A 16,991-nucleotide genomic window follows, 5' to 3' on the forward strand; every position below is an offset into this window, starting at 1 on the left:
AATTCACTCTCGCTCTAGTCTGTCCGCGATTAACCGAAAAACTTCTGGCCGTTAGCGGCCATTTCGCGAAGCTTGGCAGTCGGGGTGTACAGCGCGCCCAGCTCGGCGTATTTGTCGGCCAGGGCAACGAACTCGGCTACACCGACGGTATCGATGTAACGCAGTGCACCACCGCGGAACGGAGGGAAGCCGATGCCGTAGATCAGACCCATATCGGCCTCAGCTGCGGTATCAACGATGCCGTCTTCCAGGCAACGCACGGTTTCCATGCACAGAGGAATCATCATGAAGTTGATGATGTCTTCATCAGTCACTTCACGCTGCTCGGTCACGATGGACTTCAGCAGGTCGTAGGCAACCGGATCAGAAACCTTCTTCGGCTTGCCGCGCTTATCCATTTCGTAGGCGTAGAAACCTTTGCCGTTCTTCTGGCCCAGGCGATCTGCTTCATACATCACGTCAACCGCAGTACGACCTTCAACAGCCATGCGATCCGGGAAGCCTTCAGCCATTACGTCACGGCCGTGGTGACCAGTGTCGATACCGACTACGTCGGACAGGTACGCCGGGCCCATTGGCCAGCCGAACTTCTCCATGACCTTGTCGATACGCACGAAGTCCACGCCGAAACCGAGCAGCTTGGAGAAGCCACCGAAGTACGGGAACAGCACGCGGTTAACCAGGAAGCCTGGGCAGTCGTTGACCACAACCGGGGTCTTGCCCATTTTCTTGGCGTAAGCAACGGTAGTAGCCACTGCTACGTCGCTGGACTTCTCGCCACGAATGACTTCAACCAGCGGCATCATGTGCACAGGGTTGAAGAAGTGCATGCCAACGAAGTTTTCCGGACGCTTGAGGGCCTTGGCCAGCAAGTTAATGGAAATAGTCGAGGTGTTCGACGCGAGGATGGCGTCTTCTTTAACCACGCCTTCCACTTCGGCCAGCACGATCTGCTTGACCTTCGGGTTCTCGACCACGGCTTCGACAACGATATCGACAGCGCCAAAGTCGCCGTAGGACATGGTCGGGCGAATAGCGGTGAGGGCTTCAGCCATCTTCGCCGGGGTCATACGACCTTTGGCAACGCGGCCGCCGAGCAGCTTGGAAGCCTCGGCCAGACCCATCTGGATACCCTCTTCACGGATATCCTTCATCAGGATCGGGGTGCCCTTGGAAGCGGACTGGTAGGCGATACCGCCACCCATGATGCCGGCGCCGAGTACGGCAGCCAGTTTTACGTCTTTGGCGATTTCGTCGTACTGCTTGGCTTTCTTCTTCAGATCCTGATCGTTCAGGAACAGGCCGATCAGGCTGGCAGCTACCGGGGTTTTAGCCAGTTTGACGAAGCCAGCAGCTTCCACTTCCAGCGCTTTGTCGCGACCGAAGTTGGCGGCTTTCTGAATGGTTTTGATCGCTTCAACCGGCGCTGGGTAGTTCGGGCCAGCCTGACCTGCAACGAAACCTTTGGCGGTTTCAAAGCACATCATCTGCTCAATCGCGTTGAGCTTGAGCTTTTCCAGCTTCGGCTGACGCTTGGCCTTGTAGTCCAGCTCGCCAGAGATGGCGCGCTTGATCAGGTCCAGGGCAGCGGCTTGCAGCTTGTCAGCGGCAACCACAGCATCCACCGCACCCATTTTCAGGGCGTCAGCAGCTTTGTTTTCTTTACCACCGGCAATCCACTCAACGGCGTTATCGGTACCGATAACGCGTGGCAGACGCACGGTGCCGCCGAAGCCTGGGTAAATACCCAGTTTGACTTCCGGCAGGCCAACTTTGGCGCTTTCGGCCATGACGCGGTAATCCGCCGCCAGGCACATCTCAAAACCACCGCCCAGGGCTATACCATTGATCGCAACCACGGTTGGAACATTGAGGTCTTCAAAATCACTGAAGATCTTGTTGGCTTCGAGGTTGCCAGCCACCAGCTCTTCATCCGGCAACTTGAAGTTGTCGACGAACTCGGTGATGTCGGCGCCGACGATAAATACGTCTTTGCCACTGGTGACAATCACGCCCTTGATCGAACCATCGGCCTTGATCGCATCAACAGATTGACGCAGTTCATTGAGGGTAAGACGGTTGAATTTGTTGACGGATTCACCCTTGAGGTCGAAATTCAATTCGACGATGCCACTCTCAAGAGCCTTAACCGTGATGGCTTTACCTTCGTAAATCATCAACTGATCTCCACGGTATGGAAGCTGAACAGTACACATCGGAGCCAACCAGCAAGCTACTCCACGGCATAGCCGTCTCAGAGTAGCCCCAATCAGCCTGGCACACCCACCGACGCGATAATCGGGCTGTAAAGGCGGTGCCTTTGAAGGCAAACGCTCAATTCATACGCCCGTTTGATTTGGGTGTGCACACCTTCAAGGAAAAGCCCCTACTTGTCAATTGGCCTGTAGTGACTGCTTGGGCGTACAAAAAATTACGTTCCAGCATCTGCCGACGCACAGATTACTCTGCAGCGAAAACGCCGCTATCCGCAGCGATATGCCGGCAGTTCCCCAACTATACGAACAGAAGTGTGATCCAGCGCATACCTAGCAAAATGATTTAGCTGCAGGTACAGTCGTCTCAATACGGCCGTTTTAGACCGCCCGTAGCCAAAACAAAAACAATTAGAGCCCAATCAAGGGCGCACGGAGTTTCCCCATGTCGAGCCGCATGCTTGCCATTGCTTTGAGCACCCTGCTCGCAATCACCCTCCCCCTTTTCAGCGCCGCAACCCAGGCTGCAGATGCCGCCACCAGCCTGCTGAAATTGCACCAGATACGCCTGGCTGCGCAAAAATCGCTTGGTGACTTTTACATGTTTAACGGCATGGAAGGCGATCAACGTTACGCACGCATGATCAACGACTCGCTGAGCGAAGTGAACAACCATATGACGGCGCTGGCCGACATGCCCGGTGAAGGCTCAAAAGCACTGCGCTCGCAGCTCGACCAGCAGTGGAAGGGTTACCAAATTGATCTCAATAACCTGATCAACGCACTGAAAAGCCAAGGCTATACCGACCTTCAGCCGGTGGCTGACCTGGCGGGTCGCAACCAACAACTGATGGCTCTCAGCCAAGAGCTGTACACCAAGATCCAGCAGGAAGGCAGCTACAGCGTGCCGACACTGACCCAACGCAGCCGCGAGCAAAGCATTCTGATGCAGGGCATTGCAGTGGATTACGCCTCACGCAGCGCCTCTGTAGGCGCTACGTTTATGGGTGGCGGCGATGCACGACCGATTGAGGAGCTGGTCAGTGAGTTCGCCAGCAAGATGGCGGCACTGGAGAAGGACCCGAAGAACACACCGCAGCTCAAGCAATCTTGGGAAAGTGTGGCCACCAAATGGCGCTATATTGAAAAGTCGCTGATCAACTACAACGAGAACAGCGTGCCGTTTCTGGTTAACAAGTACTCCAACACCATCATTCAAGGCATTGAGCAGATTTCCGGCCAGTACGCGGCCGCCAACCTCTGATCGCGACCACCGCCATACGCATTCATTTTACCGGCCTGCCTGGCCGTACTCCGGCCCAGTGTTCGCACTGGGCCTTCTTTTATTCAGGCTTTGGCCTGGAGAAACGCGACAATTGCCTCCAGCGCCTCGCCAGCACCCCGCTCTCCCCAGCAGACCGACAGCATCTGATCGGTTGCCTCAACCTTGAACGCGTCCGCCGGTAAGGTCTGCAATTGCGCCAGCAGGACTTGATCGGCACATGGTTCGCGCCATTTATTCACCCACTGCCCCGGTTCCATCTGCCAGTAGCACCAACTATCGACTTGGTCGCGCTTGCGCGCCCGGTGGTATTGCGGACAGGCGTGCGGTGGCTGACGCAACAGCCAATGCGGCCATTCCTGGCGCGACAACTGCATTGCCACGCCCATACGCCGCGCCTGCAGACGCACATCCATCTGCCCACGCTGATGGCGCGAGGGCACCAGCCAGGCCAGCGGGCTGAGCAAAAAAGCCAGGAGCAAAAGCAGAAACCAGGGACTCATATCGTTATCTCACCGGCAAAAGCCTGTCATCAGCGCTCAGGACGGCCATACTAAAAGCATTGATCCACTTGCAAGGAGAGTTACCCCATGCCCTACCAGCACATTCTGGTCGCCGTCGACCTTACCGAGGAATGCGACCCGGTGATGCACCGCGCGCTGAAACTGGCCGCCAGCAGCGGGGCCGCATTGTCTGTGGTGCATATCGTCGAGCCCATGGCCATGGCATTTGGTGGCGATGTACCAATGGACCTATCGATGCTGCAACAGCAACAGTTCGACCAGGCCCGCGAGCGCCTGGACAAATTTTCCGGCAAGTACCCAGACCTTAGCGCCGAGCATCGCCATCTGGCCTACGGCCAACCGCGCCAGGAAATTCATCGCCTGGCGGAAGAACAGCAATGCGACCTGATCGTTGTCGGCAGCCACGGCCGTCATGGTCTGGCGTTGCTACTGGGCTCGACGGCCAATGACGTACTGCACGGCGCGCCTTGCGATGTGCTGGCCGTACGCCTGAAAAAAGCCGAATAAAGCGAGCGATGGGTGAATAACGCGGCTGCGTTATTCACCGCTATCGGGTGAGCTCATGACCAATGGGCGAATCTTCTGCAGCTGGGTTTCCAGCGAATAGGTCATGCTCGAGGCCATGGAGAAGAAGGTGAGAAACGCCTTGAGGTTGGAATCACCCTCGCAGGTGGCATGAATACGCTGCCAGAACGCCTGATTCACCAGCTGCAACTGCTGGAACATCCGCACCAGCCCCTTCAACTCCCAATCCGCAGCACGCCCTTCACGCAGGTTGAAATACTGCTGCGTCAGGTACAACGACACCGTGCGCAAAATGAACTCTTGGCTATTGGCAAACGGCAGATGGTGTTGCGCCATGGGTTTGAGCTTACCCAGCACTGGGCAGGCACTGGTGGCCATGATCACCCCGAGCAGTGCACGCAAGCCCTCTTCCAACCCCACCAGCTTGTTGTACTCGCGTTCTGGCGTGCGCACCCACACTGCTACTTTCTTGAACGCCGGCAGCCCTTGGAAATCCTCGATGACCCGATGCAGGTCAACAGCAGCAGGACAGTGACTGAAGTTATCCTTACTCAAGGGGCAGTTACTGCACTGCTGATACTCCAGGCGTGTCCAGGCTGGTGCGCTTTGCGCAACCTCTACTTCATAGACTCGGTTCAGCTCGATCCTGTAGCTGAACTGATGATTGTCGTCGAGAGTGATGCGGTACTCGATGGCCATGACTGTCTCCGCCAGAAGTCTCAAAATCCTGTTTGAGCACGTTTCCTAATACCGTGGGTTAGCTTTCCAGCTCAGCCCAACGCTCGACCAATTGCTCCAGTTCCAGCTGCACGGCCTGCAGCTTCGCCAACACTTCGGCGGTTTTTTCTGCCGGCTGCTGATAGAAGCTCGGCGAGCCGATCTGCTCCTGCAAGCTGGCAACCTGGCCTTCCAGCAGATCAATCTGCCCTGGGATGGCTTCGAGCTCTCGTTGCAGCTTGTAGCTGAGTTTTTTCTTGCTCACCTCGGCCACAACAGGCTCCGCTGCAACGGGTGCCGGGACCACTGCTGAGGCTAGTTCAGGCTTACCGGCTTTGCTCTCTCCGACGCCAAGCAAACGCGGCGAACCGCCCTGCCGCAGCCAGTCCTGATAGCCACCCACGTATTCGCGCACCAGACCTTCACCCTCAAACACTAGGGTGCTGGTTACCACGTTGTCGAGAAATGCCCGATCGTGACTGACCATCAGCACGGTGCCTGGGAAGGTCAGCAGCACTTCCTCAAGCAACTCCAGGGTTTCCACATCGAGGTCGTTGGTCGGTTCGTCCAGCACCAGCAAGTTGGCCGGTTTGCTGAACAGCTTGGCGAGCAAGAGGCGTGCCCGCTCACCACCGGACAACGCTTTGACCGGCGTGCGCGCACGCTGCGGACTGAACAAGAAGTCACCCAGGTAACTCAGCACGTGGCGGTTTTGCCCATCAATCTCGATAAAGTCGCGGCCTTCGGCGACGTTGTCGATCACGGTCTTTTCTAGGTCAAGCTGGTGACGCAATTGGTCAAAATAAGCCACATCAATGCGAGTGCCTTCGGCCACTTCACCGCTGGTGGGCTGCAAGCCGCCGAGCATCAGCTTGAGCAAGGTGGTTTTGCCGGTGCCGTTGGCGCCAAGCAGACCAATGCGGTCGCCGCGCTGCAGCACCATGGAGAAGTCCTTGATCAGGAACGGGCCGCCTGGATGCGCAAAACTGACGTTTTCCAGCACCATCACCTGCTTGCCGGACTTCTCGGCGGTTTCCAGCTGGATATTGGCCTTGCCGGTGCGCTCACGGCGCTCGCTGCGCTCTACGCGCAGTGCTTTGAGGGCGCGTACACGTCCTTCGTTACGGGTGCGGCGGGCCTTGATGCCTTGGCGAATCCACACCTCTTCCTGAGCCAGGCGCTTGTCGAACAGCGCGTTGGCCGTCTCTTCAGCGGCCAATGCGGCTTCCTTGTGCACCAGAAAGCTCGCGTAGTCGCCGTTCCAATCGATCAGGCCGCCACGGTCCAATTCAAGGATGCGTGTGGCCAGATTCTGCAGGAAAGAACGGTCGTGGGTGATAAACAGAACTGCACCCTGGAAATCCGCCAAGGCTTCTTCCAGCCAGGCAATCGCACCGATGTCCAAGTGGTTGGTGGGCTCATCGAGCAGCAGCAAATCGGGCTCGGAAACCAACGCCTGAGCCAGCAGGACGCGGCGACGCCAGCCGCCAGAGAGCTCGGCCAGTGTCTTGTCAGCCGGCAGCTGCAAGCGGCTCAATGTGCTGTCGACCAGTTGCTGCAAGCGCCAGCCGTCACGGGCTTCGAGGTCTTGCTGCACATGCATCAACTTGTCCAGATCAGCTTCGGTGACACAGTTCTGCGCCAGGTGATGGTACTGCGCAAGTAACTCGCCCACGCCGTCCAGACCCTGAGCGACCACATCAAATACGGTGCGATCGTCAGCCACCGGCAATTCCTGCGGTAACTCACCAATTTTCAGCCCGGGTGCACGCCAAACAGCGCCGTCATCCGCCTTCTGGTCGCCCTTGACCAGCTTCATCATGCTCGACTTACCGGTGCCGTTGCGGCCGATGATGCACACCCGCTCGCCACGGGCGATCTGCCAAGACACCTTGTCCAAGAGCGGCATTGCGCCGTAAGCCAGGGAAATATCGGTGAACTTGAGCAGGGTCATGGCACGCCTCAACAAAAAACGACAGGTGAAAGCCGGTTTAACCGCAACCGAGCAACGGGCTTCGTTGCATCCAGGGCACAGCGGCAACCTGAAACACCCAAAAAATCATCTATGGCTGCCGGAAGCACCCACAAAACAGGGCGCGCATTCTAACCGAGAAGCGCATCGACCAAGCAGGCAATTTCAACGGTGCACGCAGTAAATTCCGCTGCGATTCCTGGCGCACCTGGCGCCAAGCCCTCTAGCACGCTTACCCAGGCTAAAACAGCGGTGAGCGCGATCAATTACGCGTTGAAACGCATTGCACCTTCACCGCCCATAGGCAAACGACTAAGCTAGGGCCATATGCACTATTTGCCTGGAAGTGTCATGCGCGGTCCCCTGTTCAGCTTGCTGTCCTGCCTGTTGGTTTCCACCTTGAGCGTCTCTGCAGCGCAGGCCGCTACCCTGACGCAACAACGTCAATATTACGATCAAGCCAAAGCTGCACTGGCCAAAGGCGACAAAGGCCCTTACCAGCGCTATGCCAGTGCTCTACGTGATTACCCGCTGGAGCCTTACCTGGCGTATGACGAGCTGACCGCCCGGCTGAAGTGGGCCAGCAATGACGAAATCGAGAAATTCCTCGCCGAGCATGGCGACCTGCCGCAAATCAGCTGGATGAAGCTGCGCTGGCTGCGCTGGCTGGCTGAGCGTGGCGAGTGGCAAACCTTCATTAATTACTACGACCCGAAGCTGAATTTCACTGAGCTTGACTGTTTGTATGGCCAGTACCAGCTGAGCCACGGCATGCGCGCCGAAGGCAACGCCACCGCCGAGAAACTCTGGCTGGTGGGCAAATCACAGCCCAATGCCTGTGACCCGCTGTTCGCAATGTGGGCCGCAGAAGGCCAACTCACCGAACAGAAGCGTTGGCAGCGCGCCAAGCTAGCAGCCGAAGCGCGTAACTACGGCCTGGTCACCCACCTGATCAAGACGATGCCAACCTTGGGCAACCAGGGCCAGCGCCTGCTAGAAGTAGCGCAGAAGCCTGAGTTGCTGAAGCAGACCTCGCGTTTTACCCAAACCGACCCGGCCATGGCCGATGTAGTTGGCCTGGGCCTGCGCCGCCTGGCCCGCCAGGACCCGGAAAGCGCACTCAAGCTGCTCGATGGCTACGCCCAACGGATGAAGTTCTCCAGCGACGAGCAGGTGGCTATTGCCCGCGAAATCGGCCTGACCCTGGCCAAGCGCTTCGATTCCCGCGCTCTACATGTCATGGCCAAGTACGACCCCGAGTTGCGGGACAACACCGTCAGCGAATGGCGCGCCCGCCTGCTGCTGCGCCTGGGCCGTTGGGATGAGGCTAACCAGCTGACGCGCCGGATGCCTGCGGAATTGGGCAACACCAACCGTTGGCGCTACTGGCAGGCGCGCAGCCTGCAACTGGCGCAGCCCAACAGCCAAGAACCGAAAGCGCTGTACCAGGCACTGGCCAAGGAACGTGACTTCTACGGCTTTATGGCCGCCGATCAGGTGCAGGCGCCCTATCAACTGAACAATAAGCCACTGGCCCTGAGCCCACAGACCATCCAGAAGGTGCGTAATTCGGCAGCGATTCGCCGTGCCCTGGAGTTCCACGCCCGGGGTCAGGTCGCCGATGGCCGGCGCGAGTGGTACAACGTCAGCCGCTTGTTCAGCCGCGATGAGATGGTTGCCCAGGCGCGCCTGGCCTATGAGATGGGCTGGTACTTCCCGGCCATCCGCACCATCAGCCAGGCACAGTATTGGGACGATTTGGACGTACGCTTCCCCATGGCGCACCGCGAACACTTGGTGCGTGAAGCGAAAAACCGCGACATCCATTCCAGCTGGGTATTTGCAGTCACCCGCCAGGAAAGCGCCTTTATGGCCGATGCCAAATCCCACGTCGGCGCCATGGGTTTGATGCAGCTGATGCCAGCCACTGCCAAGGAAACCGCCAAACGTTTCGGCATTCCGCTGTCATCGCCACAGCTGGCCTACCGTCCGGAAGTCAATATCCAACTGGGTGCGGCCTATCTGAGCCAGATCTACGGCCAGTTCAACGGCAACCGCGTGCTCGCCTCTGCGGCCTACAACGCCGGTCCAGGGCGCGTACGGCAGTGGCTGCGCGGCGCGGACCATCTGTCGTATGACGTGTGGATCGAGAACATCCCGTTTGATGAAACCCGCCAGTACGTGCAGAACGTGCTGTCCTACTCGGTGATCTACGGCGAGAAGCTCAACGCGCCACAGCCACTGGTGGCCTGGCACGAGCGTTACTTCGACCAGTAACAGCTTAATAGGCACGCTCCACTGCAACGGTTGAGCGTGCAGCGCTGTTTACTCCAACACCTGCACCGGCATATCTAGACGCAGCTGCCCTTTGCCACAGGCGATCAGGTTCTGCCCGAAATACACCTCGCCTTCATGCTCACGGTAGGTTTTCAGGGTAGCCAGCGGTTCGCGATCAGCGCTGCGCTCGCCCGTCTGCGGGTCGAGGGTGGTCATGATGCAGCGCGAGCAGCCCTTGACCACACGAAACTCCAGATCACCAATACGGATGCGCTTCCAGCCGTCTTCGGCATAGGGCTCACTGCCACTGACCACCAGGTTCGGGCGAAAACGCAGCATCGGCAACGGTCGACCGATGCGCGCCGAGAGGTCATCCAACGACGCCTGACCGATCAGCAGTAAAGGAAAGCCATCGGCAAACGCCACCTTGTCGCCAACCTCGGCATACGCCGTATCGACCTGCCGCGCCCGCGGTTCTGAGACCTGAACCAGACGGCATGCACGGCCAAGCAATTGGCTAAGCCAATGCGCCGCCTGATCACCGGCGTCCGGCACCTGCAAACTGTCGCGCCAGATGGTCACACCGCGCAGCGGCGCACTGTCACCAGGCACTGCTACCTGCAGATCAGCCATGCCCGGTGCACTCAGTTGCAGGTGCGTACTGCCCAGCCAGCGCGCCTGCAGCTGAGTCATGTGTGCAAGCAAGCGTTGCGTAAGGAAGCGTCCAGATTCAGCATCGACTACCATCCAGCGGCGATCACCCTGCACGCCCAAAGCGTCCAGCATCGTTTCGCGCAGGGCTTCGCCCGCCGCCGACTTCAGTGGATAACGGTACAACCCGGAGAGATGCAACATGAGTCCAGCTTCCGTTTGGCAAAACGCACTTATACGAGCAACCCGACGTACCTACAAGCCCGCTTTGACCCTGCCGCTACTGGTATTGCTAAGCGCTTGCAGCGGTACTGCGCCGGATAACCTGGGCATCCATGATGGACAACTGAGCGCCTGTCCAGACTCACCGAACTGCGTAAACAGCCAGGCCAGCGATGCGCGACACGCCATTGAACCGCTGCCACTGCAAGGTACCGCCGAAGAAACCCAGGCACGCCTTAAGGCGCTACTCAGTGCAGAGCCACGCGTGAGCGTGGTGGAGGAGGCTCCGGGATATTTGCGCGCCGAATTCAGCAGCAAGCTGATGCGCTTTGTCGATGATGTGGAATTTATGATCGGTGCGGCCGAAGTGGATGTGCGCTCGGCATCGCGCCTGGGCTACGCGGATTTCGACGTTAACCGCGAGCGCATTGAACACCTGCGCCAGCGGCTAAGCGAATAAACAGAAGGTGCATGCCAGCCTGACGCCCGCGTCAGGCTTATTCCTCGGGGTGCAGCAGGGCCAGACGCTGGTGCACCACATCCACCAGTTTGTCCGGCTGGAATTTGGAGAGGAAGTTGTCGCAACCGACCTTCTTAACCATGGCCTCGTTAAAGCTGCCTGACAGCGAGGTGTGCAGTACCACGTACAAGTCCTTGAGACGTGAATCGTTGCGAATTTCGGTGGTCAGGCGGTAGCCGTCCATCTCCGGCATTTCCGCATCAGTGATCACCATCAGCAGCTTTTCATGCACATCGACGCCGGCATCAGCCCAGCTCTTCAGCAGGTTAAGGGCACGCAAGCCATCACTGGCGGCATGGCAACGGATATCCAATTGCGCCATGGTGCCCTTGAGCTGACTCATAGCCACGTTGGAGTCATCCACCAGCAGCACTTCGCGTCCTTTGGCATGCTCCAGTAACGGATCGGCGAGTTTTTCCGGAGAGACCTTGGTGCTCATCGGGCTGATTTCCGCCAAGACTTTTTCCACGTCGATCACTTCGACGATCTGGTCTTCAACCTTGGTGATGGCGGTCAGGTAATGCTGACGCCCGGCGCCACCGGGTGGCGGCAGGATGGATTCCCAATTAAGGTTGAGGATGCGTTCAACCCCACCGACCAGAAAAGCCTGCACCGAGCGGTTGTACTCAGTGACGATAATGGTGCTGCGCTCATCCGGCACAATCGGGCGCATGCCGATGGCCTGGGACAGATCGATCACTGGCAGCGTCTGCCCACGCAGGTTGACCACCCCACAGACAAAACGATGACGCTGCGGCATCAGGGTCAGCTTGGGCATTTGCAGGACTTCCTGAACCTTGAAGACGTTGATCGCAAACAGTTGCCGACCCGCCAGGCGGAACATGAGAATTTCCAAGCGGTTCTCACCCACCAGCTGGGTGCGTTGATTCACTGAGTCGAGAATGCCGGCCATCATGCGCTCCTGTTCACTTATCGATCTAGCCTAGCTCAAATAGCCATACCCGGGTGTATCGGCCATCTGCCGTGCATCTGAAGGCAGATGGCGCAGCGCCATCATGCGATAAGCGCGGCGACTAGGCCAGTCAGGCGGCAGAAGCCGCTCGACTTATTCAACCAGCAGCGGCGAGTCTTCCGGCAAATGCACACGTAACGCCTTCGGCCTGGCCGCGAACCGCAGTTTGCGGCTTTCCATCGGCTCACCGTCAAGGTTGAGATCCAGGCCTTCGGGGACTTCGACTTCCAGCCAAGGCAGCCGTGCGCTGAGGGCTACACTCTGCAGGCCATTGATTCCGCCAGACAGCAGCGTACCGAGGGTGCCTACCACATCCGCTGCCGCCGGCACGATGCAGACATCCAACAAACCATCGTTGACTCGCGCCTGCGGGCATAGCACATGCCCACCGCCGGCCTGTCGGCCATTGCCGATGCCGAGCGCGAGAAACTCGCCTTCCCACTGAAAATCCGGTCCGGTAAAGCGGCCAAACGACGATTGCACTTCGGCAAAACGGGTCAAGCCCGTCAAAAAATAAGCCGCACCGCCGAGCATGCGTTTGAGGTCTTCCGACGTGTTGGCGGTGACGTTAGAGCCAAAACCGCCCGTGGCCATATTGAGGAACACCTGACCATCCACTTCGCCCAGATCGATCGGCTGCGCCGGTATATCCAACAAGCTCAAAGCAGCCAGTGGCTCGAGCGGAATACCGGCCGCACGCGCAAAATCATTGGCTGTACCCAACGGCAACAGCGCCAGACTGGCCTTGGTTTTTGCCAACGCCATAGCTTCAGCCACGTCACGCAGAGTGCCATCACCACCGCCGGCAATAAGGGTTGGGTAGCCCGCCTGCAATGCCTCGTTGACCAGACGCTGTGCATCGCCACCCTCCCAGGTGACCCGCACATCCACTTGCCAGCCCTCTTCACGACGCGCCTGCACCGCAGCGCGCACCTCGGCATTGAGAGCTTGCTTGCCATGCAGGATCAGCAGCGCTTTACGTTCTTGCATTCACAGCATCCTTTCACGTTTCAACACAAAGATTCAGCAACAGGGCATGAGGTTGCACCAGCCGGCTGGTGACGAAATAAACATCAGCTAAATAGATTATTAAGCTCAATATTTACGCATTTTTAATCGTATTGATTTATTGGATCATCCTTACATCGCCAATGAACACCGCCGCTGAAAGCCGGTGCTCCTTAAATGAGGATATGCAGATGATCGACGTACGCCCCTTCGCCGAGCTCGGCGGTGCCCATCACGGTTGGCTGAATGCCCGCCATCATTTTTCCTTTGCCGAATACTATGACCCAGCGCGCATGAACTGGGGGCCGCTGCGGGTCTGGAACGATGATGAAATCGCGCCGCACACCGGCTTTCCGACCCACCCGCACCGCGACATGGAAATCATCACCTATGTACGCCAAGGGGCCATCACCCACAAGGACAACTTGGGTAACCATGGCCGTACCGAAGCCGGTGATGTGCAAGTGATGAGCGCCGGCACCGGGATTGCCCACAGCGAATACAACCTGGAAGACACCACCACCAAGATCTTCCAGATCTGGATTCAACCCAACCAGTCGGGCCTACCGCCGTCCTGGGGCGCCAAGCCGTTCCCTAAAGGTGAGCGCGCCGGCACCTTCGTCACCCTGGCCAGCGGCTTTGCCGAAGACCAGGACGCCCTGTCGATCCGTACCAATGCGCGGATGGCCGCAGCCACCCTACAAGCGGGCCAAAGCACCGAGTATCCGATTGGTGCTTCTCGCAAGGCTTATCTGGTGGCCGCCAGCGGCAGCATTGAGGTCAACGGCGTTAGCGCCCAGGCCCGTGACGGTGTGGCAGTCAGCGATGTAGAAGTGATCCGGGTGACGGCCATCGAAGACAGCGAAATCATCCTGGTGGATGTGGCATAGCCAGCAGAGATGGCTTAGCGGCGCAGCAGAACCTGTGCGCCGCTAAGCGGCTTTACGCCGGATACCCAGTAATCTTGCGAATGGTCTGATACAGCGGCTTCAGCTGCTTGTACATGCGCTGATAAACCTGGGTGTACAGCTGCTGATAGGTGCGCTGCGCCTCCGCATTAGGCTCGAACACCTGGCCCACCCGGGTCATCGCGGCAATGGCTGTTGGGTAATCCGGGTGCAGGCCCAGCCCCACCGCGCAATTGATCGCTGCGCCCAGACCGCTGGTTTCATACAGATGCGGACGCTCGGCAGGCAGGCCAAAGATGTCGGCCGTCAGCTGCATCGCCGCATCGCTCTGTGAACCACCACCAGAAACGCGCAGGCGGTTGATGCGCGTGCCCGAACGCTTCTCGATCTTCTCCTTGCCCTGGCGCAGGGCATAAGCCAAGCCTTCAAGAATTGCCCGGTAGATGTGCGCGCGGGTGTGCACGTCGCCAAAGCCGATGATCGAGCCTTTGGCCTCCAGACCAGGTTCGCGGATGCCCGGCGACCAGTAGGGTTGCAGCATCAGGCCCATGGAGCCAGCCGGCACGCTGTTGACCAGCTCATCGAACAGCGCCTCAGGCTCTACGCCAAGCTCCTTGGCCCGCTGCATCTCACGCAGGCCAAACTCCTGCTTAAACCAACTGACCATCCAGAAACCGCGATAAATCATCACCTCGGTGTTGAAGTGATCAGGAATCGCCGACGGGTATGGCGGAATCAGCGGAATGGTTTCCAGGTAATTACTGCGCGTGGTGTTGATGGTCGCCGTAGTGCCATAGGACAGGCACGCCGTGCTCGGCTCCGCGCCACCGGCGCCGAGCACCTCACAGGCCTTGTCGGCACCCGCTGCAATCAGCGGCAGGCCTTCAGGAATCCCGGTATGTCGGCTGGCAGCCGCCGTGATGTGGCCGAGCAATTCGCCAGGCTTGCACAGCTCCGGCAACTGCCCGCGACGCACCGGCATGGCCTGCCATTTCCAGTCGCCGGGCTTGGCCCACTGCAGTCGTTTGTAGTCGAACGGCAGGTATGCCACACAGCTGGTCAGGGAATCGACAAACTTTCCGCACAGCCGGTGAGTAAGAAAGCCCGAGAGCAGCAGCACCTTGTGGGTATTGGCCCAGATCTCCGGCTGGTTCTGCACGATCCAATTGACCTCGGCCTGGGCGCGAAAGTAATCCACCGTGGCCTGCAAACCCGCCAGCTTGAACAGCCAACCCCAGGGCCCGGTGATCCGCCCTTCGACCTTGGCCTGACGCTGATCGAGCCAGAGCATCGCGGGTCTCAGCGGTTGGCCTTGCGAGTCAACATTGATCAGGGTGCCACGCTGGGTGGTGAGTGACACACCCTTGATCAGGCTACGATCGATATCCACCTGCTGCCACAGCTGCGCGCAAGCCTCACCGAGGCTGGCCCAGTAGTATTCCGGATCCTGCTCGGCCCAGCCGGGTTGCTTGGAGTAGTAAGCCTCAAGTTCCACCTTGCCCTTGGCGAGCAGATTGCCCTGAAGATCAAACAACAGCGCCCGAATGCTCTGGGTGCCATTGTCGATAGCCAGCAGATAACTTTTCTCGCTCAAGACGCCGTCCTTACTCGTGATCCATCTTCCGCCGGCAGGCTGTAGCAACGCTGCCAAAGTTGCCGATACGCCTGTTCTTCCTCTTGCCAGCGCTCGTCATCCCACCCCAGGCGGGCCTGACACAGCGCACGGATACGCGGCAGTTCGGCCCCCGCGCCGCACGCCAACAACAGGCCCAAACGGGTGCGGCGCAGCAGCAGGTCATCCAGGTGTAACACCAGTTCCTGCTCGGCTGCCCAGGCCAGTTCGGCCCACAGCGTGTCCGTGCCGGAAACCTGCTCGACACCCAGCTCATCGAGCAACGCCAGTACTCGCGGCAGCGCCCGACCATAACGACCCATCAGGCGCTTCTGCTGAACCGGGCTTAACTGCGGCATCGGCTGCTGCGGTAAGGCGACAAAGGTCGCCGCGCCCTGATCATCCAGCGTACGGCCAACCATCGGCGCGCAAACCTGCAGCACTTCCAGCGCCAACAGGCGGAAAGTGGTCAGCTTGCCGCCGGCCAGGGTCACGCAACCGGGCTCAACCCACAGCGCATGTTCGCGTTTTTCATCCGAAGGTTTGCGCCCTTCACTGCCATCCGTGACCACCGGGCGCACCCCGGCCCAGGTCGACAACACATCCGCCGCGTTGATCGCGGCAGCAGGAAACTGCTGGCCACAGGCGGCCAGCAGGTAGTCCACTTCATCCGGGCTGATTCGCGCTTCTTCAGCTAATGGCGCCGGGTGATCCAGGTCGGTGGTGCCAATCACAGTCGCGCCTTCCCAGGGGAAGACAAACACCGGACGCTTGTCCGCCGCATGCATAAAGCTAAACGCATGAGCCACGGAAAGGCGCCAGGCCGGCACCAGCAGGTGGCTGCCGCGCAGCGGACGGATATGCTCCAGCCCAGTTTTCTGCCGCAGCTGATCGGCCCAAGCACCTGTGGCCTGTGCCACCGCGCGGGTCTTGAAGCGATACTGCAGGCCGCTTTCACTGTCTTCGGCGAGCAGGCCAGTAACGCGCCCGTCTTCGCGCCGCAACTCGACTACGCGCATGCCGTTGAGCGCTTCGCCGCCCTCGGCGCGGGCCTCACCCAGCACGCGCTGTACCAGGCGCGCATCATCGGTGACCGCATCGAAAAAGCGCGTGCCGCCAAGCAGGCCGTCTTCCTTCAGACCTGGGGCCAGATAACGCAGTTGCTGCAACGGGTAGTACAGGTGATTGCGCTTGCCGGCCAGGGCGTCGTACACCGCCAGCAGCCCGCCGAACACTCGCGGGCCGGGAAAGCCGCCCTGGTAATGCGCCATGATAAAACTCAATGGGTCGACCAACCCCGGCGCTTCCTGCAGCAAGCGCTCGCGCTCGCGCACCGAATCGCGGGTCAGGCCGAACTGGCCCTTGGCGATATAGCGCAATCCCCCATGCACCATCTTCGAGGAGCGGCTGGAGGTGCCCCAGGCAAAGTCGCGCTGCTCCAGCAGCAGGCATTTCCAACCGCGCCGCGCCGCTTCACGCAAAATTCCGGCACCGCTGATGCCGCCGCCGACGACGATCAGATCCCAATCACGCGCCGCCAGTTCGGGCAAGGCCTGTTCACGCCAGGCGGCGTTCCACTGGCTCATC

The 16,991-nt window shown here is 59.2% G+C and carries 14 protein-coding genes; 5 read left to right on the top strand and 9 right to left on the bottom strand.

Translation table 11 applies throughout. From position 1 onward, the window contains the following. Nucleotides 1–29: 29 nt before the first annotated feature. Nucleotides 30–2,177 carry a fatty acid oxidation complex subunit alpha FadB gene (gene fadB, locus BLO50_RS01165; RefSeq protein ID WP_090248067.1) on the bottom strand — a complete coding sequence of 716 codons (2,148 nt, stop codon included), beginning with the start codon at nt 2,175–2,177 and terminating at the stop codon, nt 30–32. A gap of 481 nt (nt 2,178–2,658) precedes the next feature. On the opposite strand from fadB, the gene BLO50_RS01170 reads away from it, so the two are divergent. Further along, entirely contained in the window at nt 2,659–3,477 is an 819-nt protein-coding gene (locus BLO50_RS01170) for a hypothetical protein (RefSeq protein WP_090248068.1), read from the top strand. A gap of 83 nt (nt 3,478–3,560) precedes the next feature. On the opposite strand, the gene BLO50_RS01175 is transcribed toward BLO50_RS01170, so the two are convergent. After that, entirely contained in the window at nt 3,561–3,998 is a 438-nt protein-coding gene (locus BLO50_RS01175; protein WP_090248070.1) for a hypothetical protein, read from the bottom strand. 87 nt (nt 3,999–4,085) lie between these two features. Here BLO50_RS01175 and BLO50_RS01180 point away from each other — a divergent pair, with 87 nt between their 5' ends. After that, a complete protein-coding gene (locus BLO50_RS01180) occupies nt 4,086–4,526 on the top strand; it encodes a universal stress protein (protein ID WP_090248071.1) in 441 nt (146 codons plus the stop codon). Nucleotides 4,527–4,556: 30 nt separating this feature from the next. Here the strand turns inward: BLO50_RS01180 and BLO50_RS01185 are convergent, their stop codons facing one another. Continuing rightward, the gene (locus tag BLO50_RS01185; RefSeq protein ID WP_090248073.1) at nt 4,557–5,243 is read right to left on the bottom strand and encodes a DUF6901 family protein; all 687 of its coding nucleotides are present in this window, start codon (nt 5,241–5,243) and stop codon (nt 4,557–4,559) included. 58 nt (nt 5,244–5,301) lie between these two features. Further along, nucleotides 5,302–7,215 carry an ATP-binding cassette domain-containing protein gene (locus tag BLO50_RS01190; RefSeq protein ID WP_090248074.1) on the bottom strand — a complete coding sequence of 638 codons (1,914 nt, stop codon included), beginning with the start codon at nt 7,213–7,215 and terminating at the stop codon, nt 5,302–5,304. A 369-nt stretch (nt 7,216–7,584) separates the two neighbouring features. Here BLO50_RS01190 and BLO50_RS01195 point away from each other — a divergent pair, with 369 nt between their 5' ends. After that, nucleotides 7,585–9,510 (top strand): transglycosylase SLT domain-containing protein, encoded by a 1,926-nt coding sequence (locus BLO50_RS01195; protein WP_090248076.1) that lies wholly within the window; start codon nt 7,585–7,587, stop codon nt 9,508–9,510. A gap of 48 nt (nt 9,511–9,558) precedes the next feature. Here the strand turns inward: BLO50_RS01195 and BLO50_RS01200 are convergent, their stop codons facing one another. Next, nucleotides 9,559–10,365, bottom strand: coding sequence for an MOSC domain-containing protein (locus tag BLO50_RS01200; protein ID WP_090248077.1), 807 nt, complete (start codon nt 10,363–10,365; stop codon nt 9,559–9,561). Between BLO50_RS01200 and BLO50_RS01205 the strand changes: the two genes are divergently transcribed. Next, on the top strand, nt 10,364–10,843 hold the full coding sequence (locus BLO50_RS01205; protein WP_090248079.1) for a DUF1499 domain-containing protein: 480 nt from the start codon (nt 10,364–10,366) through the stop codon (nt 10,841–10,843). The two genes, BLO50_RS01200 and BLO50_RS01205, sit on opposite strands and share 2 nt — an antisense overlap. A 37-nt stretch (nt 10,844–10,880) precedes the next feature. Here BLO50_RS01205 and BLO50_RS01210 read toward each other — a convergent pair whose 3' ends face one another. Both BLO50_RS01210 and yegS read right to left on the bottom strand, forming a co-directional pair. Further along, the gene (locus tag BLO50_RS01210; RefSeq protein WP_090248080.1) at nt 10,881–11,816 is read right to left on the bottom strand and encodes a chemotaxis protein CheV; all 936 of its coding nucleotides are present in this window, start codon (nt 11,814–11,816) and stop codon (nt 10,881–10,883) included. Nucleotides 11,817–11,969: 153 nt separating this feature from the next. Further along, on the bottom strand, nt 11,970–12,866 hold the full coding sequence (gene yegS, locus BLO50_RS01215; RefSeq protein WP_090248082.1) for a lipid kinase YegS: 897 nt from the start codon (nt 12,864–12,866) through the stop codon (nt 11,970–11,972). A gap of 209 nt (nt 12,867–13,075) precedes the next feature. Between yegS and BLO50_RS01220 the strand changes: the two genes are divergently transcribed. Then, a complete protein-coding gene (locus BLO50_RS01220) occupies nt 13,076–13,774 on the top strand; it encodes a pirin family protein (RefSeq protein ID WP_090251100.1) in 699 nt (232 codons plus the stop codon). Nucleotides 13,775–13,826: 52 nt separating this feature from the next. Here the strand turns inward: BLO50_RS01220 and BLO50_RS01225 are convergent, their stop codons facing one another. Together BLO50_RS01225 and BLO50_RS01230 are read right to left on the bottom strand one after the other, a co-directional pair. Beyond that, on the bottom strand, nt 13,827–15,386 hold the full coding sequence (locus BLO50_RS01225; protein WP_090248084.1) for an FGGY-family carbohydrate kinase: 1,560 nt from the start codon (nt 15,384–15,386) through the stop codon (nt 13,827–13,829). Continuing rightward, nucleotides 15,383–16,990: a glycerol-3-phosphate dehydrogenase/oxidase gene (locus BLO50_RS01230; RefSeq protein ID WP_090248085.1), complete on the bottom strand. Its 1,608-nt coding sequence runs from the start codon at nt 16,988–16,990 to the stop codon at nt 15,383–15,385. The genes BLO50_RS01225 and BLO50_RS01230 overlap by 4 nt, the downstream gene beginning before the upstream one ends. Nucleotide 16,991: the final 1 nt, after the last annotated feature.

It is taken from the genome of Pseudomonas peli, assembly GCF_900099645.1.
Taxonomy (GTDB): domain Bacteria; phylum Pseudomonadota; class Gammaproteobacteria; order Pseudomonadales; family Pseudomonadaceae; genus Aquipseudomonas; species Aquipseudomonas peli.